A 24,210-nucleotide genomic window follows, 5' to 3' on the forward strand; every position below is an offset into this window, starting at 1 on the left:
TTTTAAATTGTGAATTGCTTGTGTTATATAATTATTACGTTAACAAAGATTTTACATTTAAAAATTCAGGAGGAATAAGAATGAAAAAATTATTAGCTTTAGTTGGAGCTTTAACCATTTCAGCAAGTACAGCAACAGTTGTTATTGCATGTGATAATGACAACGATGACACCAAATATGGTGAAGTGTTTATAAATGGTGATGGTAGTTTGAAAATTAATGCTGAAAAATTGAATGAATGGTATATTTCAGTTTATGGGCCACTAGGTAAAAATCCAAATAAATATATAACACAATTTTATAACTTTTTTGCAGTGAGCGTATTTATGGAAGCTGCAAGTGATGAAAAAGGTGGAGTTTTAGAAAACTTAGATGAAAACACTTTAGCTGAAATTAAAAAGGCTTGAGGAAATGATTCAACTGTTGGTTCAATTCAATATCAAGCAAAATCTGCTATGGAAGCTAAAAGAAAAACTTATTTAGATAATAAAAAAGAAAAAACTAAGGGTTGATTAAAATATTTAAGAGATCAATTCCCAACAGTTGATGACAATCAAACGGCTTTAGAAAACGCTTTTATATCTAATGACATTTTAAATAATGCTGATTATAGCGGTTATAAAACTTTAACTAAAATATTAGCTTTTGCTGGAATGAATACTTCAACTAAATGATCTAAAGGTAATGTCAATAGAAATTTATTAACTTCAAGTTCAACAATTCATAATAATCTTTTACTTGATTTTAAGTCTCAATTTGCTGGAAAAACAATTTTAGAACTTGAAAATTTAAGTTTAACTGGTTTATCTTCAACACAACAGTTAAGTATTATTAATTTAGTTAACTCTATTGGTGGGAAAAATGCCATTAAATCTTCAAATAGCGAACAATCTACTTCTTTCAAAGTTGAATACATTGACAATGTTGCGGAAATAAAAAGCTTTACAAATTTATTTAATTCTATTTCTAACAGTTATGCTAAAAACCAAATACTAAATAAAGATATTCCAATTGGTAGTTTGTCTGATTTTATGTCAACTTCTGACTTAGAAGCACTTTTAACTAATAACCTTCCTTTTGGTGATTTTTTAAACTGAAAAGGTGTAAAACCAACAAAATTAACTGAAGTAGTCAATTACATTCCTGAATATACTATTGAAAATGAAAAAGCTGAGTTAAAAGCAACTGAATCTACAAATGATGGTAGAGTGGGGTTGTTAAATGAAAGTCAAAGATACTTGTCAAATAAATACTTCACAGATAAAAAACCCGTTGCAGTTAGTGAAATAGTTTTAAAATTTAACAACTCATCTGTAGACATTAAAAAAGAAATTAGTTCTAACTTATTTATCAATCCCGAAAGTGATACAAATACTTTGCTTAACTATTTTAAGGGTTTTGGCGAATTTTATGATGATATTGTTAAAAATGACAAAATAGAAGAACAAACAGGCCTAAGTTTATTTGATTCATTTTATAGGGGTGCTAATAGTGGAACTTTATCCATTAATAATAGCAACGAGTGAGCAAGTTCATATTTAACTTCTAAAAAAGATGCAGGTATTCTGACTGTTGATAATGAAAGTTATTCAAATGTTGCTAAATATGCTATTTATGACTTTTTAAATGGTGGAAAAGGAACAGAGGCTAAAGATGGTGAAGTTGTTGATCATGCATCAACAAATATTCCAGAATCAGTTTTAAAAGATAAAGCTGTTGCATTTGATGATCCTAGCTTTAAAAAACTTACAGGATTAGTTGAAGCTACAAGAAGATTTGCTACTGATGATGAAAAAGATTTAAATAGCGGATCAAATATATATTCTATTGTTAATCCAAATTTAGGAATTATTGCTTATATAGAAAGTGATGGTTTGCATTTTGCTAAAATAGATGGTTATAGTTTAATAAACTCTGAAAATAATGCAACTGAAAATCAGGAATCTCTTTCAACAACTGATGATCTAGACAAAAAAGAATCAATTGCTTATGATGCAATTTTCAGTACTTCAAATGCTTATTCCACTTACATATTAAACAGAGATTTAGTAACTGAGTCTTCAAGTGAAACAAAAGTGGGAGATCCTACAAGACCATGAGATTTTAAAAATCAAGAAGTGATCGATAAAATTAAAAATATGAATGGTGTAAATGACTACAAAAATGTTATTAACTATAATATTGAAAACAGGTATGAAAGATTTTTAGTTAATAGCTCTATTGCTAAAAATAAAAACACAACTGGGGCTTTATATGATTTTGATTACTTGACTGATTTAACTTCTGCATTATCTAATACTGATGGTGATTTTAAAGAATTAGGGCAATGAATGTGACTTTATTTAAAAGATGTCTTAAATAAAGATGATCAAGGTTTATTTGAAACATTCTTTGAAACTGAAAAAGAAGTTGATAAAAAAGGATGAAAAGCAATTATTGAACAAATTGTTAACATTGACAAAGTATCTGATGCGAAAATTTCAAGTAGTTTTGATAAAAACAATAAATCTTGAGTAGAAGATGTAAAAAATAATTTTGATGTTCAAAATAACATAATTCTTACAGATCAAGCTAAGAAGTTCATTCCTAACCAAACTTTAAAAGCTGATTATGAAACAACAATTCAAGGTAACACAATTTGATCAAAAACAAAAAAAGTTCAAGTTGCTATGTCAAGCATTCAATTTGTTTTTAATTACGATAATGTTTCTTTAAAAATGAAAGGGGATGAATAGTATGAAAAAATTATTACTAATTTTAGGTGCTGCTGGCTTAACAGCTTCTACATCTGCTATTGTTGTATCTTGTAAAACCTCTGTCATTAGATGAGATAAAATAAAATTTAGTGATGAAAATATTTACAAAAATTTAATTATTAAACTTAAGCAAGGTGGGATTATCACCAAAAGTCAAGCTGATGAATTCTTTGCAATCAGTGATTCTGAAAGAACCTCTGATATTGTTAAATTAATAAACAAATCAATTACTGATTATGAGTACGAAGCAAATTACAACAAACAAAATGATATTTTTAAAATAAAACAAGATGAAACCACTTCATCAGATAATATTTTAGATAATTTATCATCAACAATTATTTACAATACTTATACAAGCAAACTTATAAAAGATTCAAATGGATATGATGAAGAATTTGCAAAAAATAGAAGTTTAAACCCAAATAAAATAGTTAAAAATGACGAAGACTATAAATATGCAATTTATTATAAAGAAAGTTCAAAGGAAAACAGTGACAATGAATGGTTAAGATGACAATTCAGAGGTGAGTTTGGACAAAATGAAGCACATCAAACACCAAGTTTAACTTTATTGACTAACAGCGATAATGAAACTAACAAAAATTTTATAATAGTCGGTTCTAAAAAAATACAAGGTGTTGAAACGGCAAGTCTTGATCAATTGCCTAAAGTCGCATTAGGTGAAGAAATTCCTGAAAACACTGATACTTTTAAAATTGATGCTGAATTTAGTGGCTTTGATATTTTAAAATATCGTTTCCAAAACTACATTAGTAGTGAAATTAAAACTACTCTTTATGATCAATTAATTGGGATGGCTTATTTAAATGAAAGTATTATTTCAACAAATTGAACCAATTTAAATTATGTTAATACCAATGCTAGATTAAATACTTCTAACAAATTAGTTAACTCATTTCAAAATAGATTAAATGAAAGTCAAGAATCAAACATTAAAATGATTTGATCAATTCAACACAAAGATACTGATGAAAATATTGCAAAATGAATAGCTAAAATTAAGCAAGAAATTGGTGATACAACTGAAAACGGTAACATTAGATTACAAAATTATTCATTACCTGATCTTAAAGAATTAATTGAAAAAGGTCCAGAAGGTACAGAAAATGTAAGTGATTGAAATATTGTTGAGGAAGGATATGATAATTTTTTTGGTATAAAAGGTTATAATGGAATAGTCAGAAATACCGAATCTTCTGTAGAAGCAATTACATCTCAAGAACTAAAAATATCTAGTGATGCTCAGACAGCTGCTAAGTCAATTACCTCTCCAACAATATTAATTAATAATGGTGCGGGATTTAAAGTTGGGGAAGCAGGAGCAAAAGAAATAGTTTTGGTTTTACCTTTATATTTAAATGATATATATAGTGGTCATGGTATAAATATAACTTCAGAAACTTCAACAGAAAGTGATAGTTCTAATTTTAATGAGATTGTTTTACCATTAAATACTTGATTAAGCCTTTCAGATAAAGTGATTAATAATTCACTAATAACAAAAGTTGAAAATGTTGGCGGAACTGAAATCGTTCAAGATATTTCAAATAATTATTATGTTAAATTATCTGGTGAAACTGCTGGTAAAATTAAGGTTAATGATATTGAAGTTCAAGTTACACCAACCAGTGATATATCAACTCTTGGTGTTAATGATACAATAGACAAAAAAGCTAGTGTATTTGCAAATAAATTTAGTTCTGATGATCAAAGTAAATTTAATGAAGGGGATAAAATTATTTATCAAGTTAACTTATCAAGAACAATTGATCCATTAGCTAACTATAGATTAATGAGAGATTGAGAATTAAATTCAAATCAAAGCACTTATGTTAGAGGATTGTCTGCTTCTTCAAAACAATCTTTAATAGACCAAGTTTCAAATGGTTTGATTTCTAAAGATTCAGAATACGTTGAAGAAGCTAAAACAGTTTTATATACTAAATACATAAGTGATGGGGATAAAGTACTTTATCAAACCCTATATGATCAAATTTCTAAATATATTAAAGATGATGAAGATGAGACTAGCGATTAATGAATAACGAGTGTTTATTTTGTAAAATCTTAAATAAAGAAATCCCATCATATCATATTTATGAAAATGAATATGTTTATGCATTCTTAGACGCATTCCCAAATGCAGATGGTCATACATTAGTAATTCCAAAAAAACACTTTAAAGATTTTAGTAGTACTGATGATTTATATATAATAGAAGTTGCTAAGGCTAAAAAGATAGTAGCAAAAATTTTAATGGATAAAATTAAAGACATTAAAGGGTTTAATTTCGTTTCTAATCAAGAAGCAATAGCTTCACAAGTAATCTTTCATTATCATGAGCATGTAGTTCCTAAGTATATTAAAGAAGAAGGATATTTACATAATAAAAATGTAATTTTAAAACACAAAGTCCATGATTTACATAAAATATTAAAAGACTCTTAGTAGAGTCTTTTTTTGACCAAAAGGCATTGACAAAAAAAAAAAAAAAAAAGAATAAGATTTATGAATGAAGGTTAATTTGCTAACAATTTTAAATATCATATATAAACAAATTAAAAGGAGCAAATAAGGTGAAAAACTATGATCCCAAAAGAAAAATCATAATAACTTTTGTTTTTTTATTAATTTTAATTTTTTATACATTTTTGGTATTTTCAAAAATTAGCTCTACTGATTCGCATAAGTATGCAGTTGATTATGAAAAAATAGAGAAAAAAATAGATGATTATTCAAAGCAAAAAGAATCTTTTAAAAACTTAGATGAGTTTGAAGAGGGAATTAATCTTTTAAATTTTGATGGGGTTAGTTTAAGTGCATTTGACACAAGTGACAACAACTCAGAATCAAATGAAGAAATCTACTTCAAAAATTTAAATGTCAAAGTTATTTTCAGGTTAAACAAAAATTATTATTGAAAACAAAGCACTTTAGGCACAACTGAACAGAGCCACATTTATCAAATAACTATTGATAAAAGAATTATAGTTGAAAAAACAGAAATAGAAAAAGAATTAAATGAAATCATTTCAGATATAGATTATGAACAGGCCTTATCTTCAGCTTGAATAAAAAATCAAATTGAAACAAGTGAGAAGAGCAATCTAAATGTCTGATATATATTAAATGTTTCAATAATTGATAAAGATGATAAAGAAAACCAAAATCTAAATCAAGAAAATTTTGAAATAAAAATCACTATTGGATTAAGGAAAAGTTACAAATGATTAGAAACAGGAAATCAAGAAAATTTAACTTTTGAATTTACAAATAATATTTACATTTTAAAAAATAAAATTGATTTATTTGATGAGATAGTTGATATTAAAAAATTCTTTAAGAGTAAGACCATAAAAAGTTATGAAGATCTTGAGAATATAACAAAAGAGAAAAATAATGAAAAAACAAATTACAAAATTGATCTACTAAGTAAAAATGAAACCATAAATAAAGAATATATAGTTGAATTACAACTTTCATTAAATGATGGATTTGAATGAAAAATAGGTGATGAATTAAGTAAAGCTGAAATAACTTTGAACTTTACTATCAATAATTTGGAAGAAGGAGAAAAATAATGAAAAAACTATTAAGTATATTTGGAGCAACTTCTTTGGTTGCCACATCAGGGTCATTTGTGATACGAAACAATAACAATATTAATTTAAATTATGAAAATAAAGAAGATGTATCAGGAAAAACGTTGGAAAAAAACACTATTTCTATTATGAGCGTTAGTAGCAAAATTCACGAATTAGCAAAAAGCAAAACTTTCAAATCTATTGAAGATGCAGACAATGAAATAATAAACAATAAATTAGAAGGTACTCAAATTAAAACTAAAGACAGCGATAGTGTAATTTCAGACAGTGATGGAAATGATATTATCAACGACTATGTAAGCATCTCATTTGAAGCTTCATTATTAGATGACTACCAATGAGATAATGATTGGACAGAAGGTGTAGTTGAAATTACAGCTGCTGTAAAGATAGATAATCGAGAAGTTAAAGAACCTTTAGAGGTATCAAAGATTTTTGATTCTTTATATACTGAAGTTCCAGCTACTGATGATAAAGTAGCTCACAAAAGATATTTTTATGATTTGCACAAAGCAACAGTTGAAATTTTAAACACTAATTTTCAAGATGGAGAAATTATTAATGTTAAGCTAAAAGATCCCCTTAAGGATTCAACTTTTATTAATGAAGAAGTTTCATTTGTTGTTGAAGTAATGTTAAAGAAAAAGTGAAAATGAAATAATAATTTACCTTCAAGTATTAATACTTTTGAATTTAAGTTAAAAGTTGATCAAAGAACAGAAGTTCAATTTGAAAACATTAAAGAAGATATTCTTTCTAAAATATCAAATAGTAAAAAGTATTATTCTGAAAGTGAAGCTATAGATGCAATTAATAACTACAAAAATACTTCAGAAATTGAGCAAATTAAAAATGGTGATATAGAATTAGAGATCAAAGAAAAAAGTTATTCTCAAGATTATCCACTTTCTACAAAAGAGTTTGAGATAGTTGTTAAATTAAACAGTGAAAAAATTAAATGAAGCGATGAAACAACATCTGATAAAAAAATAGATCTTTCTACTACAATAGACACAAGACAAGTGGTAAAAAACAAGAAGTTGAAAAAATATTACAAAATATTGTCAACGATCAAAATCAATTTAATACAGAAGGTGATTTAATTAATGTATTAAATAATACAACAATTGGTGATGGCATTAACATTGGCAAAATTGAAATAAACATCATTAATAATGAAGCAAATGTTGACATACAAATATTAATGGATTCAAAACACAGATGAGATCATGAAGATGACAATAATAAAGATTGAACATTAAATTTAAAAACTAAAATTGAAGATACTAGAATTGATTTAAGTAGTGTAAAACAAAAAATAAACGAAGAATTAAATTCACAAAACTTTAATTCACAAGATCAGATTAAAAATTATATTGCAAATAGTTTAAAATATACAGGATTAAAAATTAGTGATATTTCAATTGAAGGTGATAAAGAATCACAATGGTTGGTAAGTTTAAAATTAGTTTTAGACTTAAAATACACTTGAATTGATTTAAGTAAGGATGAAAAAGAAATTCTAATGGTGGTAAGTTAGCACATGAAAAATTTGTTATCTATATTAGCTAGTTTTTCATTCTTTGCAACTCCAGTACTTTCTTTGTCTGTTAACTTGAATTCTGAAGAGAGTGAAGTTGAAGAAAAGGTCATTTTAAAAGTTGAAGACATCCAAAATGACCTTCATCAACAACTAAACAATGTTTTTGAAACAGTTGAAGAAGTAATAAACAAAATTAATAGTAACTCTGTTGAAGATTTAACTTTTATTGCTGATCTTAATAACAATAATGAAGATTTACTAAGTTATGGATATAAATCTTTTAATGTAAAAATTACAATAAAAGATAATTCTAAAAAGTATAAATGAGAAAATAATGACTCAAGTAGTGTCTATTTGACTTTTGCTGTTTATGTTGATGGTAGAAATAAAATAATTTCAAATGATATTGACAATATTTTGAAAAATCAATTTAAAAATAAAATTTATAACTCTTCATTTGAAGCGAAAAAAGATATTCTTACTAGCAAATTAAATCAAGATGTGCGTATACTGAATATTAAAGAAATTAATAAAAATGATACAAACTTAAATGAAATTTATCAAATAATTTATGATCTGGAGTTATCTTTAAATAACGACAAGAAATGAGATAATGAAAGTGTTTTAACGAAAATAATGACTATTACTACAAAAATTGATGGTAGAAATAAGATTGATGGTAAAAGCATAAGTAATCAAATAGAATTATTGTTAAAAGATAAAGTTTTTTTAAGCGAAGATGAAGCTTGTCTTGCTCTTGAATCTTTAGAGTATGATGGAAAAGAATATGCTCAAATAACAAACATTAAAATTAAAGAAAACCAAACAAGAATAAAATCAGATGCATTAACTTTACAATATGATTTAAAAATAAATGATTTCATTAAAAATAGTTGATTAGATCAAAATCGTGAAAATGATACTTTTAGTTCAGAAATAGAACTACAAGTTGACAATCGAAGCATTATAGACTTCCAACAAATAACTAACAACATAAACAATCAATTAAACCAACAACATTTTACTTCTGTTAGCCAAGCACAAAGTTATATTAATGATCAACAACTTACAAATGGAATTCAAATCGTTAATATCGTCGCTGACAAATCAAACGCAACATACGATGATGTCATTTTTGCTGTTGAATTCGCACTAACAGATCCAAACGCTTACAAATGAAGCGATGAATCAATAACTAACAAATCAAATTCATTTACAACAAAAGTTGACAATCGAAGCATTATAGACTTCCAACAAATAACTATCAACATAAACAATCAATTAAACCAACAACATTTTACTTCTGTTAGCCAAGCACAAAGTTATATTAATGATCAACAACTTACAAATGGGATTCAAATCGTTAATATCGTCGCTGACAAACCAAACGCAACATACGATGATGTCATCTTTGCTGTCGAATTCGCACTAACAGATCCAAACGCTTACAAATGAAGCGATGAATTAATAACTAACAAATCAAATTCATTTACAACAAAAGTTGACGCAAGAGTATCTCTATCTAAAGATTTGACCAATTTGGATTTAGGATATTTTACTTGAAACGATTCTAATGCTGAAAGCGTGATAAAAGAACAATTAATAGCTAAAAACAGTAATGTTAAATTAAGTGAAATTGAAATATCAAACATAACTAATTCTTCTGCTATTGTAAATGTTATAACAAATTCTAAAATATATTTAAAAGAAACAATAAATATCAGATTGGAAAAAGATGTAAGAGTTAAACTTTCAAGTGTTTTAAACATTAGAGATCTCGGTTTAATAACCACTACTAATAAAAATATAAATGCAAATATAATAAATGCAATTAAAATAAAGAATTCAAATGTGAATACTAGTGAAATATCTTTAACACAAATAAATGTTAACAATCTTCAAAATGCATCTGCAAAAGTTAATGTGAAATCTAATTCAAAAACTTATTTTAGCGAAACATTTACTATTAATTTCAAAATAGAAAAAAAAGGTTTAATTTACTCTAGTTCATCAAGAATTTATATTCCAGAATTCGAAAAATTGACAAATACTTCTGCATTGGCTTTCTTATCAAAAAAAATAAATACAATTGAGTGAAGCGATGTTGAAGTTATAGAAATTAAACAAACAAGCAGGCGTTATGATTCTGCATATCAAATATATAAAATAGAAGGTTATATCACAATACGCCCTAAAACAGATTCGTTGTATTACACTCAAAATACAAATGGTGTAAATATATTAATGGAATCATGATAAAACCCTTATTGTGACCCTAAACTTTATTTCAAAACATTTAAATTATTTTAACTAAAATAAAATAATTTAAAACTACAAAACTTTTGAGCTAAATTCTCATAAGTCTTGTAGTTTTTTGATGTGTTATTAGTTGTTAATAACGATGCTATTTTCAACAATATTATTACAATAATTTTAAGGGATAAGCATCACTTAAATTATAGTGTTTAAAGTTATACTTATGATGCTTTTTAATAATTAATAGAATAATTCAATGTTAAGTCAAATATTCTACTAGCAAGCAATATCAGATTCATAACTAATTCAAATTTAGTTAGATCATCTTAAAACAGATAATTTTAGGGGGTTTTATACCATTAGTTAAATATTTAAACTCTATTACTTTTGTAATAGGTACAACAATTTTACTTATTGTGTTTATAAAACATTTTTCCATCAACACTAGGTATTCTTTGTGTTCATGATTTCACTTCAACTTTATTAAGTTCGTCGTTGACCTTAAAAACTTTAGCATCCAAGTCGTCAAACATTGATAACATAATTGCTTCGATAATTGCAGGCTCTGTTGGAGAACCAAATTCTTTTTTACCATGGCTCGCTAAAATCATATGTTGTAATAAAGTTAATGATTCATTAATGTTTCCTTCATTATCTTTGTATATATTTAACTCTTCAGCTAGTTTATTTAACTCAGCATTACCAATGCTAATATGTCCAAGAATTTTACCTTCTAAACTATAATCAACACCAGAGCTATCAATTATTTCAATTACTTTACCAATATCATGCAGTATTGCACCACAAATTAGTAATTCTCAGTCAATTGATGCATAAGCATAATTTGGCTTTAATGCTAAAGCATTTTGAACTAGTGTGAAACTATGTCAAAATAACCCTCCTTTTACATTATGATGAATGGTCATTGCTGCTGGATAAGCCAAAAATTCTTTTTCATATTTTTTAATTAACCCAATTGTTAACTGTTTGTATGTTTGATTTTCTAAACCATTTAAAATTTCTAATAAATTTTTATACTGTTTTTCAACATCTAGTGGGGCTTTAATAAAAAAGTCTTCTTCTCTAATTCCATGTTGTTGTAATTGATAAGCATCAATTATTTGATAATCAGATATTTTAAGTTGCAATACGCCTCTAAATTCATTGACAACAGCATTTTCTATTCTAATAAATGCATTGGGAACTAAATTAGTTTTGTCTTCTTCTGCAACTGTTCATTTTCTACATTCAATCCTTCCACTAGAATCTGATAAATGCATTATGATATAGGTCGAACCATTTGTTGATGTTGAAAATAATACTTTTTCAATTCTAGCAACAAATGAAACTTGTGACAAAGATGTGTTTATTTCATTGATTTTTTTCATTAAAATGCTCCTTTAATTTATATTTTATATTATTTACTTCAATCTATTGGTTTTACACCTAATTCTTTCAATATTTCATTAATTTTAGAAAATGGTTTTGATTCTTTAAAGCCTCTTGAATAGCTCAAAGGTGAAGGATGAGCTGATGTTATTTTGGACGATAATTGATAATCTAAAATTTCATATACTTTTTTTGCATAATTACCTCATAAACAATATACAATGTTTTGGTTTATGATATTTAACTCATTCAATATTTTTATTACTATATCTTCTCACCCTAATTTAGCATGACTAGCTGGTTGATTTTCAATAACAGTTCAACTCGTATTTATTAAGAGCACACCTTGTTTCACTCAACCAGATAGATCGTTATTATAAAAATGATCTATATTTAAATCTGCTTTTAATTCTTTAAAAATGTTAAGTAAAGATTTTGGTGTTTTAACGTCATTTGAAGCACTAAAAGCAATTCCGTTTGCTTGTTTTGGATTATGATAAGGGTCTTGCCCGAGAATCACTACTTTGATATCTTTTGGTTCAATTAAATCAAATAAACTTAAAACTTTTTCTTTTGATGGATAAACAACTTTATCAGAACAAAAAATTTGTTCTATCATCTTGTTTATTTTAATATCTAATTGTGTTTTTTCAAAAAAAATTTTTCATGCTTTCAACATTTTATTTACCCACTTTAAATATAAGTTTATTTTTTTCAACAAATAATTTTATATTTTTTTGAGATTGTTCGTATGAATAAAACTCTGGTTTAGAATTTTTATTTTCTTGTTCTAAAATCCCTAAATTACATTTCATAGGTTTTAATTGTTTGTGTTTTGGATTAGTAATATAAAAATTTAAAGCACCTATCATCGTTTTTCTGTTAGGTAATTTTAGTTTTGTATTTGCTAAATACGCAATCACATTTAGTGCACAAAGAATTCCACTACTTGCTGATTCTATATAGCCTTCAACACCAGTTAATTGCCCTGCTAAAAAAATATTTTTATTATTTTTTAATTGTAAATTACTGTTCAATACTTTTGGTGAATTAAGATAATAATTTTTATGCATAACGCCATATCTTATAATATTTAATTTTTCAAGTCCTGGCAGTTTTGCCAATATTCTTTTTTGTTCAGGTCATGTGATATTTGTTTGAAAGCCAATAAAGTTATATAACGTATCAATTGCATTGTCTTGTCTTAATTGGACAACTGCAAAGGGTTGAAGGCCATTTTCATCAACCAAATTGTTTGAAGACATTGGACCATTCAATAAAACTTTTTTACTTATCTTAGCGATTCGTTCAATTGGTTGGCAACCTTTAAAATATATTTCTTTTTCAAAACTTTTCAACTCAACTAATTCTGCGTTTTTTAATTCATCAGCAAAATCATGAAATTGTTTTTCATTTAAAGGGATGCAAATTTGTTCTTTTGATTCCTTATTATGTCGATTAGCTCAAAAAACTTTTGACATATCAATTGAATCTTTTGTAATTATTGGTGATGAAGCGTCTAAAAAGAATAATTTATCCTTATTTAAATATTTTTCTATTTCTGCATTCATTGCACTTGTTGTTAAAGGACCTGTGCATATAATAGTTACTTTAGAAAAGTCTATCTTTGTTACTTCTTCATAAATAACTTGAATCAAAGGGTGATTTTCAATTTTAGAAGTTATATATTCACTAAATCCAATTCTATCAACACTTAGTGCGTCATCACCTGGAACTGTGTTTTTTAATGCTGACTCAATTACAATTGAACCTAGTGCTTGCATTTCTGCTTTTAAAATACCAGCGGCATTTTTTAATGACTTACTTCTTAATGTGTTAGAACAAACTAACTCAGATAAAAAATCAGTTTTTTGAACTGGATTTTTTTTAAGTTTTTTAACTTCAAATAAATTTACTTTTATATTATTGTTAGCTAATGTATATGCAGCTTCACAACCAGCAAGACCAGCTCCAATAATGTTTACTTCTTTTAACATGTATTCCTCTTTAATTTAAATTATAAATTAAAATAAAAAAATGTCCTTAATAATAAAGGGCATTAGATAAATTTTATCAAACTTTGACTCTTTCTTCTTTTGGTTTATACATTTTATCCCCAGGTTTAGTTTTATATAAATCGTGAAATTCATCAATATTAACTAAAACACCGTTACATCTGAAAATTTCAGGTGAGTGAGGGTCGGTTAAAACTCTAAAATTCATTTGTTCTGGAGTTGACTTTCTACATCAAACAAGAGCATAATTTTCAAAAAACTCTTTCAAACTATCACTAGCTTCTTCTTTACAAATATCAAGAGCTGCAGATACACCAGATAAGTCACCAATGTTTTCACCACAAGTTAATTTACCGTTAACTTTTGTATCAACAATTTCATATTGATTATATTGATCAACAACTGCTTGAGTTCTTTTTGAATACTCTTTATGATCTTTTTCAGTTCATCAATTTTTAAAATTACCATCTTTATCAAACTGACTTCCTTCATCATCAAAACCATGACTAACTTCATGGCCAATAACAGCTCCAATTCCACCAAGGTTTGCTGCATGTGATTGGTTTTCATCATAAAAAGGTTTTTGTAAAATACCAGCGGGAAAACAAATTTCATTTGACGATGGATTGTAATAAGCATTAACAGTTTGCGCAAACATATGTCATTCTTCTTTGTCTACAGGTAAATTTATGTCTCTAATTTCTTTGTTGTAGTTATGTTTTTTTAAACTTAACAAGTTTTCAAACAAGCTAGAATTATTAGTATAACTTTCAACAACTATATCACTATAATCTTCTCATTTATCAGGATAACCAATTTTTACAGTAAATGATTTTACTTTTTCAATTGCTTTAATTTTTGTTTCTGGTGTCATTCATTCTAATGCGTTAATTCTAATAATGTATTTTTCAAACAAGTTTTTAACCATTTTTAATACGTCTTTTTTTGCATTTTCTGAAAAATGGTGCTTAATATATTCTTTTGATAATAATTCCCCAAGCGAACCATTTACAAATCTTACCGCACGTTCTTCAACAGGTCTTTTTTTCTTAACACCACTAAATACTGAACTAAAATTAAAATTAATCTCATATAATTCTGGAGAAAGAATTGAAGCATAGTCTTCAATAACTCCAAATTTCATAATATCTTTTAAATCTTCAATATTTGTTGCTTTTACTTGTTTAGAAATTTCTTCTAGATATTTTGGTTCAACAACAATTATTTTTGCTGCTTGATCATAACTTAAAGCATTTAAATAATTTTTTCAATCAATAAAATCACAAATCTTTTGTATTTCACTAATAGTCATAATATTATAAATTCTTGATGGATCTCTAAATTCTTCTGGTTTTAACATATGTTTAGCAATTTTATCTTCAAAATTAAAAACTAATTCAAATAAATTTTTGGAAGCAAATTTAATAGTAGAACTTTTTGCTAGTTCTTCAACAAAAACTTTATATGCAGCTTTAATTTCTTCATGTCTTGGATTACTTCTTTCATAGAACTCTCTATTTGACATACCTAGACTCATTGATTCAATTGCTAAAGCTCTTAAATTTGAATCTTTGAAATCAGCTGTTATTCCTTTTGAATGAAAAAAACTTATGTGATATTTTTTATACAAAGAAATCATTAAATTCGTCAAGTCCTTAAAGTCACTTAACTGATCAATTTCTTTAATGATTGGAATAATTGGATTAATACCATCTTTTGCTCTTGCTTTGTCATTTAAATAATTTTCATATAGATTGACAATAAACTTGCTTTCTTTAGAAATATCTTTTTGTTTTTGTAAATTCTTAATAATGTTTTTAATGTCATCATTTGACTTTTTATCTAACATTTCAAAACTACCTCATGAAGCATAACCTTCTGGTAATTCTGTTTTATCTAATCATTCTTTATTGATATGATCATAAAAATTATCTTGTGCTCTTACTTTAATACTCATATAGACTCCTTTTTTATGTTTAATTGATTATATTCTAATTAAGTGATTAATTCAATCTTAAATAAAAAAGTGTGACATATCACACTTTATTTTATAGTTTAATTAAATTTACTTTATCTAATTTTTCTCATCTGAAATCATCTTTTCCAAAATGCCCATAAGTTGATGTTTTTAAGAAAACTGGTTTTCTTAAATCTAATTCTTTAATTATTTTACCTACTGTAAAATCAAAATTTTGGTTTAACACTTTTGTTATGGTTTCAATGTCTGTGTGTTCTGTTCCAAAGGTTTCAATAAAAATTGAAACTGGTTCAGGTTTTCCTATTGCATATGAAACTTGAATTTCCAACTTATCAGCATAACCAGCAGCAACTAAATTTTTAGCAGCATATCTTGCCATATAAGCAGCACTTCTATCTACTTTAGTTGCATCTTTTCCTGAAAAAGCACCCCCACCATGTCTTGAATATCCACCATAAGTATCAACAATTATTTTTCGGCCTGTTAACCCAGTGTCTCCTTGCGGTCCACCAATTACAAATCTTCCTGTGGGGTTAATTAAAACATTAAAATCTGTATTTAAGTTAAATTCATTTGCCACTACATCCATAATGTTTTTTTTAACAAAGTTTTTAAATTCTTTTTCATTAAAATCATTATCATGTTGAATTGACATTAAAACAGTTTCAATTCTGGGATTTTGCACATCAGTATAGTCTATAGTAACTTGTGACTTCATATCTGGTCTAGCTCATTTAAAAAGTTTTTCTTTTCTTAATTTTGAAGCAAGATAAACTAATTCGTGTGATAAAGTTATGGCTAAGGGTAAATATGTTTTAGATTCATTGGTTGCATATCCAAACATAATCCCTTGGTCACCAGCCCCAATATTACTATCATCCAGTTCAATTCCCAAAGCAATATCTGGTGATTGCTCTTCAATTTTAATATCAATTTGACAAGTTTGAGCATTAATACCATAATCATTATTGGTATATCCAATTTTTTTAAGTATCTTTCTTGCAACAGCTTCATAATTGACTTTTGCTGATGTTGATATTTGTCCACCTATTAATAAATAATTTGTTGTTGCAAAAACTTCACAAGCAACTTTAGCGACAGGGTCTTGTTTTAAAACCTCATCCAAAATAGCATCTGATATTTGATCACAAACTTTATCTGGATGCCCTTCAGACACACTTTCACTAGTAAATAAATTTCTCATTTTTCCTTTTACCTTTCTTTTTGCTTTAAATATTATACAAAAAAACGATTTGTATCTGTTAAATGAACAGATACAAAACATTTACTTTTTAATTCTTTTTATTGACTGAGCTTTAAATAGTTTATCATCAATGTCAATAACAACACCATTAAGTTCAGCTTTGCCTTTTGCAGGTTCAAACTTTACCATCAATCCAGTTCTTTGTTTGTAAATTGCTTGTTCTGGTTCAACACCAATAACTGAGTTAATGACACCACTCATCCCTATATCAGTAATGAAAGCAGTTCCTTTAGGCAATATTCTCTCATCTGCTGTTGCTACGTGTGTGTGTGTGCCAACAAGAGCAGTTATAATTCCATCATAATTTAATGCGAATGCAATTTTTTCAGCAGTGGTTTCTGCATGAAAGTCAACTAATAAAATATCATATTCTAACTCAAGAGATAAAAAATCATCCATGGCTTCATAAACATTATTTGAAGGTTCCATAAAATTGTTGCCCATTAAATTTAATACGCAAACATCAATTCCATTTTTATTAACAATAACATAACCATTACCTGGGGTATGATACATGTTTAATGGCTTTAAGAGATCATCATGTTTTGTAATATAATCTAAAACTTCTTTATTTTTAAAAATGTGATTTCCGCTTGTGATAACATCTACTTGATTATTTTTATAGAAATTATAATGATCATAAGAAATAGATTTACCATGTGTTGTATTCTCACCATTAACAACTACAAAATCTATTTTTCTCTCTTTAATAATATTGTTTATTTCTTTTTGAAAAATATCTCTGCCTGCTTTGGCATATATATCACCAATCATTAATACTTTCATTAGTTTATTTCCTTTATTTTTTGCAATATTTCATTTATTTTCGAATTATCAGATTCATATTGATTTAGAAGTAAATTAATTTTTTCTTTTTTTTCACTTAATTTTAACTTTGATTCTAAATCTTTAAGTATATTAATTATCTTATTAATGGCATCATGAACAGCTGTTTTTGAAATTGACTTTTCATCAGCTATTTCTTGAAAACTTAAATCTTCTGCAAAATATAGTTCAAAATACTCCACTTGTTTATCAGTTAATAAATTTTTATAACAATCAAATAGCTTTGAAATTTCAATATTTTTTTCTACTCTATTTTTCATCATTATTGTCTTCCATAAATCCTACAGTTAAACCATATATATATTGATCAACGTCAAATTGGACCAAGTCGTCAACTTGTTCACCAATACCAACTAATTTAACTGGTATATCTAATTCATCTTTTATAGCTAAAGCTATACCCCCTTTACTTGTACCATCCATTTTAGTTAAAACTATTCCACTGACTTCAGCAACACCGTCAAACTCTTTTGCTTGAATAACCCCGTTTTGCCCAGTTGTTGCATCAATAACTAAAAATAACTCATGAGGAGCTTTTCTATCTTCTTGTCTTATTATTTGATACATTTTTTCTAATTCTTTCATTAGATTAACTTTATTTTGCAATCTACCTGCTGTGTCAATTAATAGTAAATCATATTTTTCATTTTTTGCTTTTTCATATGCATCATATACAACTGATGCAGGGTCTTGATTTTGTTTCAAACCTTTTATTAAATCAACTTTATTATTTAATCTTGTTGAGATTCATTCTTCTAATTGTTCAACAGCTCCAGCTCTGAAAGTATCGGCAGCTGCAATTAAAACTTTTTTGCCTTGTTTAGCATAAAAATTAGCTATCTTAGATAATGATGTGGTTTTTCCAGTTCCATTAACTCCAATTACCATAAATACATTTAATCTATTGTCTTCAAAATTAATAGGTTTTATTTTTTTGCCCTCATTGTAAAAGTTGTAGATTTCTTCAACAAGAGTCTCTTTAAAAACTTCTTCAGAGGTAGTTGATTTAATTTTTTTTCTTAATGAATTAGAAATTTTTAAAACCATTTTTATGCCCATATCAGTTTTAATTAATACTTCTTCTAATTCTTCAAAAAAATCATCATCCATTTTTTTATACTTTTTAGATAGTTTTTTAATATCTTTTGAAAATGATAATGAAGAATTAGCAATTGCTTTTTCTACTTTTTGAGTTTTTTCTTTTTTCTTTTGATTTTGAAGTTCAATTTTTTTAGCTAGTTTTTTTGCTTTTTGCTTTTGTTTAAAATCAGCACTTTTTTCTTTAACCACGATTTCTGGTTTAATAAATGTTGATGGAATTTTTAAAACATCAGCAGTTTCTCCAAGAATCACTTCTTTTGGAACTTCTTTATTAATGGAATCTAATTTAATTTTAGCTTCTTTCTCATAGTTTTTTTTAACTATTTCATTTTCAATTTTATTATTATTGAAATCACTTTCAAATTGGTCATTTTTCTTTTTAGTTATTTTTTGTTTTAAATTACTTCAAAAACTCATAATTGCCTCATGTCTATTTTTAATATTTTACCAAATAAAAAAGTCTTATACCAAGACTTTTTTAACTTATAGACGAGTTTGTGAATAATAACATACTTTCAAATAAATCATTTGTTTCTTCAAACTTACCAATACGCATGAATGAAACAATTTCTTGAACAGTCAATAAGTGATCTCCTGCTCGCTCTAAATTTTTCAACTGCAAAATTGCAGCTGATATCTCATTAGTTTCTTCTTTAGTTTTTGCTTTTTTTAGTACTGTTATTAAATGTTTGTATGCCTCAGAAAATTCTTCATTAATTTTTTTTTCAATTTCCATAACTTTTATAACTTGGTCAGAATTATAATTAATAAAAAAATCTGAAAAAGCGTCTAACATATCAACAACTAATTGAAACATTGTCATAATCGAAGTTGCATGTGCTTTAGAAGGTTTATATTTATTGAAAAAAATACAAAGTTTTTTAGCATAGTTTGCAATTATCTCAATTTCACGAGCTAGTAAAATTCCACCGACTGCCATTCTTAAATCTTTTGCTACTAATTGCTGTTTTGCTATTTTTCATAAAGCTGTTGAAGTAAACTCATTAAGCATATTGTTAATAATTTTGTCATGCTCAACTATCATCATAGCTTTTGATTCATCACCAAAATTTAAAATTTCAAAAGTTTCTGCATATTGAATTTTCGTTTCATTTATCATTTTTTCAAGCATGTCTTTTATTTGCAACATATCTTTATCTAAAATTTTATTTGTTGGCATATTAATCACCATACCTTCCTGAAATGTAATCTTCTGTTCTTGGATCTTTTGGATTTGTAAACAATCTTCTAGTTCTATTGTACTCTATTAATTCTCCTTTTAAAAAATATGCTGTTCTATCACTGATGCGTGTAGCTTGTTGCAATGAGTGAGTAACCAAGACAATAGTATATTCTTTTTTAAGTTCAACTATTAAATCTTCTATTTTTAGAGTTGCTATTGGGTCAAGAGCTGATGTTGGTTCATCCATTAGCAATATTTTTGGTTTCATTGCAATTGCTCTTGCAATACATAACCTTTGCTGTTGACCACCAGACAATCCTGTTGCTGAATCGTTTAGTTTATCTTTAACTTCTTCTCAAAGTGCAGCTTTTCTTAAAGAATCTTCACATAATTGATCTAGTACTTTTTTAGCTCTAACTCCCTGTGATTTTGGACCATAAATTACATTTTCATAAATAGATAAAGGAAATGGATTAGGTTTTTGAAAAACCATACCAACTTCAGTTCTTAGTTTTGATATATCAATATTATTCGAATATATATTTTGACCAAAAACATTAATTTCACCTTTGCCACTTACCCCATTAAATAAATCATTCATTCTATTAATAGATCTTAATAAAGTTGATTTACCACAACCAGATGGACCAATAAAAGCTGTTATAGTTTTTTCTTTAATTTTTAAATTTATATCAAATAAAGCTTGTTTGTGTTTTGAGTAAAAGAAATTAAAATCTTTTATCTCAATAACTTCTGCGAGCTTTTGTTGTTTTGCTTCAACAATTGATGTGTTATTTAATTGAGTAGCCATACTATTCTACCTTCTTTCCTTTTTTAATTTGTCTATACTTGTGGTTTCTTTTAAATCAATTAATTATATTATTCGGAGCATATCTAAAAAATCCTATAAAAGTATTTCGTTGTAATTTTATTTGTTTTTCAAATAGCATAAATCTATATTTAAATGATGGTTTAGTCGCATTTTTAAGCATAACTTTTTTATCTTTAAAATTAAGCTTTAGTTTTTTGGATTTTTGTACCAATAAAGATGAGATATTACCAGCTGTAAAATTTAAAACTATAATAAATGATATTGTAATTAATGCTAGTAAATAAAGAGTATCTTGTGATTCGCTAGGAATACCTTCTGCAACTATCATATAAATACTTGTAGTTAGTGTAGTTCCCTGAGATAAAAAACCTTCTGTTGGTAATTGAATATCAGTCCCCAAAGTTAAATATATAGGAGCTGATTCTCCTATAATTTTAGCCATAGCTAAAATTGCTCCTGTAACAATACCCTCAATAGCATTTGGCAATATGACTTTAAATAAAACTTTTGTTCTCCCCATTCCTAAGCCAATTGCAGCTTCTCTTAATTGTGTAGGAACATCATTTATTGAAGTTTCAAAATTTGATATTAACATAGGCATTACAACCAAAGTCATTGTAAGAGATGCTGCTAAAATACTAAACGGCAGTCCTAAAAAAACAATAAATATCGTTAGACCAATAATTCCAAATACAATTGAAGGTGTAGATGCTAATAAGTTAATTAAGAATCTGAATACTTTTGTTGAGAAAGCTTTTTTATTTGCATACTCAGAAAGATAAATTGAGCCCGCAAGCGCTAAGGGAATAGCAAATATAAGAACACCTAATACCAAAATCAATGTTGTTAATAGTGCAGCCAATATACCATCTCCACCATCAATACTCATAAATAATTGAGGTGATCTTAATCCTATTAATCCTCTTATAGTTACATCGCCTAAAATTCAAAATGTAAATGAAATAACTATAGCAGTTGATATTCACATAAGAATGAGCATTAAAGCTGAATAACTTTTCTTAGAAAATTTATTTTCTGATTTAGATGAAATCATCATTTTCATCATTCTAGAATCATATGTTATTTTACGTTTTTTAACTTTTGCATTTAAATCATAATCATTGAACTCAATATTTGATTTTCTTTGACTTCAAGTTTTCTTTCAACTTTCAGCATTAGACACTATTAAAATAACCAAATTTATTAAAAACACAATAATAAACAATATTAAACCAATAGCAAACAATGCTGATTTATGAGTAGCACCGCTATTCTCTGTCATTTCTAAACCAATTGTTGCAGCAAGTGTTCTAATCGATGAAAATAAGAAACCACTTACTCCTCCATCTACGATTAAACCATGAGTTGAATTACCAGCAATCATCATGATTGCCATAGTTTCACCAATAACTCTTGCCATACCTAAAATAACAGCTGTTATTATTTGTGGAGTTGCTGATTTTCTAATAATTCTAAACGTTGTTTTTTCTTTTGATATACCCAAAGCTAAACTACCAAGTCGATAGCCTTCTGGAACTGTCTTAATTGCATTATAACTTAAAGAGATCATTGTTGGTGCTGCCATAAATGTCATTGTTACAGCAGCTACTAGTAAGTTATCATTATTAGGAGCACCCATTAATTGAAATAAACTACCTATTTGATCTCTTGCAAAAAGTCCAAAAATAACAGATGGTACACTAGCAAGTAATTTAACAATGCCCATAACTCTTTTTTGCATTTTTTCAGAAAGATATTCACTTATAAAAAGTGTTGTAAAGATAGTTAAAGGAACAGCGAATAACATTGTTATTCCTAAAAGAGATAAAGTCATCAGTGCAATCATGCCAATTTCATAACTACCTTTTCCGTCTTTTCCAGGCACTCAATTTGTTCCTGATAAAAATTTTCATAAGTTAAAATTTTCACTTTTAAATAAAGGCACTGATTGAACAATAATAAATATTAGTGTTGAAACAAAACCAATCAAAACTATTGATGTTAAACAATAAATAAAGTATTTAAAAAACTTAGAAAGAAAAAATTCTTTAACTTTTAAATTTTTAATTTTAAAATTATTGTTTTCTTTCATATTTTTTATTGTCATAAATTTCTTTCTATGAAGATTTAGTTTTTATTGTTTTTTGAAGTCCAGCATCTTGGTAATGTTTAAGAGAATTTTCACTAGCACACATTCAAAATATAAAATCTAGTGCCCTTCAAAAATTTTTATTGGATTTATCAACTTTTATTATTGCAATAAAAGGTCTAGTTAATGGATAACCTTCTTTATTTTTTTCTTCATTCTTGTTTAAATTTCAAGTGTCTTCACCTTTTTTAACACTTACTGCTTTAACATCTTTAGTTAAGTTTTGACCATATAACATAGATACAAAACCTATAGAACCAGGTGAATGAATTAATTGCCCATATATTGCACCATTGGAATTATATTCTTTTGCTGCTTGACCAGGATTTATTCCGCCTGTTAAGTTACTAAAAGAACTTCTTGTTCCAGAACCACTTGTAGACGTGTAAGGAATAATTTTTTTGTTAGAAACTTTTTCAGCTTCTGCTTGTGAGTTTAGTTTGGTTGGATTTTTAGATGCTAAATATTTTGCCAGTTGTTTTCATGTTCAAAGTTCTTTTGTATCATTATTTTGGTATATGTTTTTAAGAATTTCAATGCCTTGCTCATCAATAGTATTTTCATCAGTAATGCCAAAGCTAAATTCTATACCAGTATTATCTAAAAATTTATCAAACCCTGTCCCTTTGTCATTATAAACAAAAACAAATGAATCTTTTGCTAGCTCAATGCTTCTATATGTTCCATTTTGAATAGTTTCATCTTTTTTTATAAACTCACTATAAGAATGTTGATTATCATTAGTCCATTTTTCAGCCCCGTCTTTAAAAAAATTAACATTTTCACTTACAGGTTGAACTTCTCAATCTGCTGGATTAATACTTTTTGATATAAACCCTGTTTCATAAACATCAGCTTTCACATTTGTTATACCAGCCCCACTTCCAGTTGCTGAGTATACAAAATATTTCTTATCTTCTGTTTTGTACTCATTAGTAAATTTTTTTAATAACGGTTGTACACTTGCACTACCACCAATACTAATAGAGTTAGTTGGAACAGCTAAAGTTCATGTCCATAGCCCAATAACAGCGCCAATGATAATGACAAGCACTAAGAAAAGTTTTTTACTCATTATTCCCCTTTTTTATTTTAATTAAAAATCGGCCTTTAATATTAATAATATTATATAACAATTTAATCAAATTTTATAAATATAACATCTTTTAAGATAAGAACTTAAAAAGACAGAAAATGTGCTTTTTAATAAAAAGCATTTGCAATAAAATAAAAGTAAAAAATAAACTTTAAAAAGCTATTTTTACTTTT

19 protein-coding genes are annotated in these 24,210 nt (G+C 26.8%); 7 read left to right on the forward strand and 12 right to left on the reverse strand.

From position 1 onward, the window contains the following. The first annotated feature begins 80 nt into the window (after positions 1-80). The 7 genes from MCORR_RS00265 to MCORR_RS00295 all read left to right on the forward strand — a co-directional run bounded on the left by MCORR_RS00265 (position 81) and on the right by MCORR_RS00295 (position 10,187). Positions 81-2,735 carry a lipoprotein gene (locus MCORR_RS00265; protein ID WP_104207655.1) on the forward strand — a complete coding sequence of 885 codons (2,655 nt, stop codon included), beginning with the start codon at positions 81-83 and terminating at the stop codon, positions 2,733-2,735. Between the two features lies 1 nt (position 2,736). Beyond that, entirely contained in the window at positions 2,737-4,818 is a 2,082-nt protein-coding gene (locus MCORR_RS00270) for a lipoprotein (protein WP_104207656.1), read from the forward strand. Beyond that, positions 4,818-5,228: an HIT domain-containing protein gene (locus MCORR_RS00275; protein WP_104206117.1), complete on the forward strand. Its 411-nt coding sequence runs from the start codon at positions 4,818-4,820 to the stop codon at positions 5,226-5,228. Before MCORR_RS00270 ends, MCORR_RS00275 begins: the two co-directional genes overlap by 1 nt. 128 nt (positions 5,229-5,356) lie before the next feature. Continuing rightward, complete coding sequence (locus tag MCORR_RS00280) at positions 5,357-6,361, forward strand: hypothetical protein (RefSeq protein ID WP_104207657.1); 1,005 nt, start codon at positions 5,357-5,359, stop codon at positions 6,359-6,361. Continuing rightward, on the forward strand, positions 6,361-7,488 hold the full coding sequence (locus MCORR_RS00285; protein WP_104207658.1) for a lipoprotein: 1,128 nt from the start codon (positions 6,361-6,363) through the stop codon (positions 7,486-7,488). Before MCORR_RS00280 ends, MCORR_RS00285 begins: the two co-directional genes overlap by 1 nt. Before the next feature lie 101 nt (positions 7,489-7,589). Beyond that, the gene (locus MCORR_RS00290) at positions 7,590-7,925 is read left to right on the forward strand and encodes a hypothetical protein (RefSeq protein WP_104207659.1); all 336 of its coding nucleotides are present in this window, start codon (positions 7,590-7,592) and stop codon (positions 7,923-7,925) included. Positions 7,926-7,928: 3 nt separating this feature from the next. Next, the gene (locus tag MCORR_RS00295; protein WP_104207660.1) at positions 7,929-10,187 is read left to right on the forward strand and encodes a hypothetical protein; all 2,259 of its coding nucleotides are present in this window, start codon (positions 7,929-7,931) and stop codon (positions 10,185-10,187) included. Between the two features lie 404 nt (positions 10,188-10,591). Here MCORR_RS00295 and MCORR_RS00300 read toward each other — a convergent pair whose 3' ends face one another. The 12 genes from MCORR_RS00300 to ptsS form a co-directional block, all read right to left on the reverse strand. Further along, positions 10,592-11,572, reverse strand: a complete 981-nt coding sequence (locus tag MCORR_RS00300; protein ID WP_104207661.1) for a 3'-5' exoribonuclease YhaM family protein — start codon at positions 11,570-11,572, stop codon at positions 10,592-10,594. Between the two features lie 29 nt (positions 11,573-11,601). After that, on the reverse strand, positions 11,602-12,252 hold the full coding sequence (locus tag MCORR_RS00305; protein ID WP_104207662.1) for a uracil-DNA glycosylase: 651 nt from the start codon (positions 12,250-12,252) through the stop codon (positions 11,602-11,604). 1 nt (position 12,253) lies between these two features. After that, a complete protein-coding gene (trmFO, locus tag MCORR_RS00310) occupies positions 12,254-13,570 on the reverse strand; it encodes a methylenetetrahydrofolate--tRNA-(uracil(54)-C(5))-methyltransferase (FADH(2)-oxidizing) TrmFO (protein WP_104207663.1) in 1,317 nt (438 codons plus the stop codon). 73 nt (positions 13,571-13,643) lie between these two features. Further along, on the reverse strand, positions 13,644-15,545 hold the full coding sequence (locus tag MCORR_RS00315; protein ID WP_104207664.1) for a M13 family metallopeptidase: 1,902 nt from the start codon (positions 15,543-15,545) through the stop codon (positions 13,644-13,646). A gap of 91 nt (positions 15,546-15,636) precedes the next feature. Next, complete coding sequence (gene metK / locus MCORR_RS00320) at positions 15,637-16,770, reverse strand: methionine adenosyltransferase (RefSeq protein ID WP_104207665.1); 1,134 nt, start codon at positions 16,768-16,770, stop codon at positions 15,637-15,639. An 81-nt stretch (positions 16,771-16,851) separates the two neighbouring features. Then, positions 16,852-17,616 carry a TIGR00282 family metallophosphoesterase gene (locus tag MCORR_RS00325; RefSeq protein ID WP_104207666.1) on the reverse strand — a complete coding sequence of 255 codons (765 nt, stop codon included), beginning with the start codon at positions 17,614-17,616 and terminating at the stop codon, positions 16,852-16,854. Further along, positions 17,616-17,936 carry a YlxM family DNA-binding protein gene (gene ylxM / locus MCORR_RS00330; RefSeq protein ID WP_245851757.1) on the reverse strand — a complete coding sequence of 107 codons (321 nt, stop codon included), beginning with the start codon at positions 17,934-17,936 and terminating at the stop codon, positions 17,616-17,618. Before ylxM ends, MCORR_RS00325 begins: the two co-directional genes overlap by 1 nt. Then, positions 17,926-19,194, reverse strand: coding sequence for a signal recognition particle-docking protein FtsY (gene ftsY / locus MCORR_RS00335; RefSeq protein ID WP_104207668.1), 1,269 nt, complete (start codon positions 19,192-19,194; stop codon positions 17,926-17,928). The genes ylxM and ftsY overlap by 11 nt, the downstream gene beginning before the upstream one ends. Positions 19,195-19,255: 61 nt before the next feature. Continuing rightward, on the reverse strand, positions 19,256-19,957 hold the full coding sequence (gene phoU, locus MCORR_RS00340) for a phosphate signaling complex protein PhoU (protein ID WP_104208003.1): 702 nt from the start codon (positions 19,955-19,957) through the stop codon (positions 19,256-19,258). A 1-nt stretch (position 19,958) separates the two neighbouring features. Next, the gene (gene pstB / locus MCORR_RS00345) at positions 19,959-20,771 is read right to left on the reverse strand and encodes a phosphate ABC transporter ATP-binding protein PstB (protein ID WP_104207669.1); all 813 of its coding nucleotides are present in this window, start codon (positions 20,769-20,771) and stop codon (positions 19,959-19,961) included. Between the two features lies 1 nt (position 20,772). Continuing rightward, on the reverse strand, positions 20,773-22,899 hold the full coding sequence (gene pstA / locus MCORR_RS00350; RefSeq protein ID WP_104207670.1) for a phosphate ABC transporter permease PstA: 2,127 nt from the start codon (positions 22,897-22,899) through the stop codon (positions 20,773-20,775). 10 nt (positions 22,900-22,909) lie between these two features. Beyond that, complete coding sequence (gene ptsS / locus MCORR_RS00355) at positions 22,910-24,016, reverse strand: phosphate ABC transporter substrate-binding protein (RefSeq protein WP_104207671.1); 1,107 nt, start codon at positions 24,014-24,016, stop codon at positions 22,910-22,912. Between the last annotated feature and the right edge of the window lie 194 nt (positions 24,017-24,210).

Source organism: Mesoplasma corruscae, assembly GCF_002930145.1.
GTDB lineage: Bacteria > Bacillota_I > Bacilli_A > Mycoplasmatales > Mycoplasmataceae > Entomoplasma > Entomoplasma ellychniae.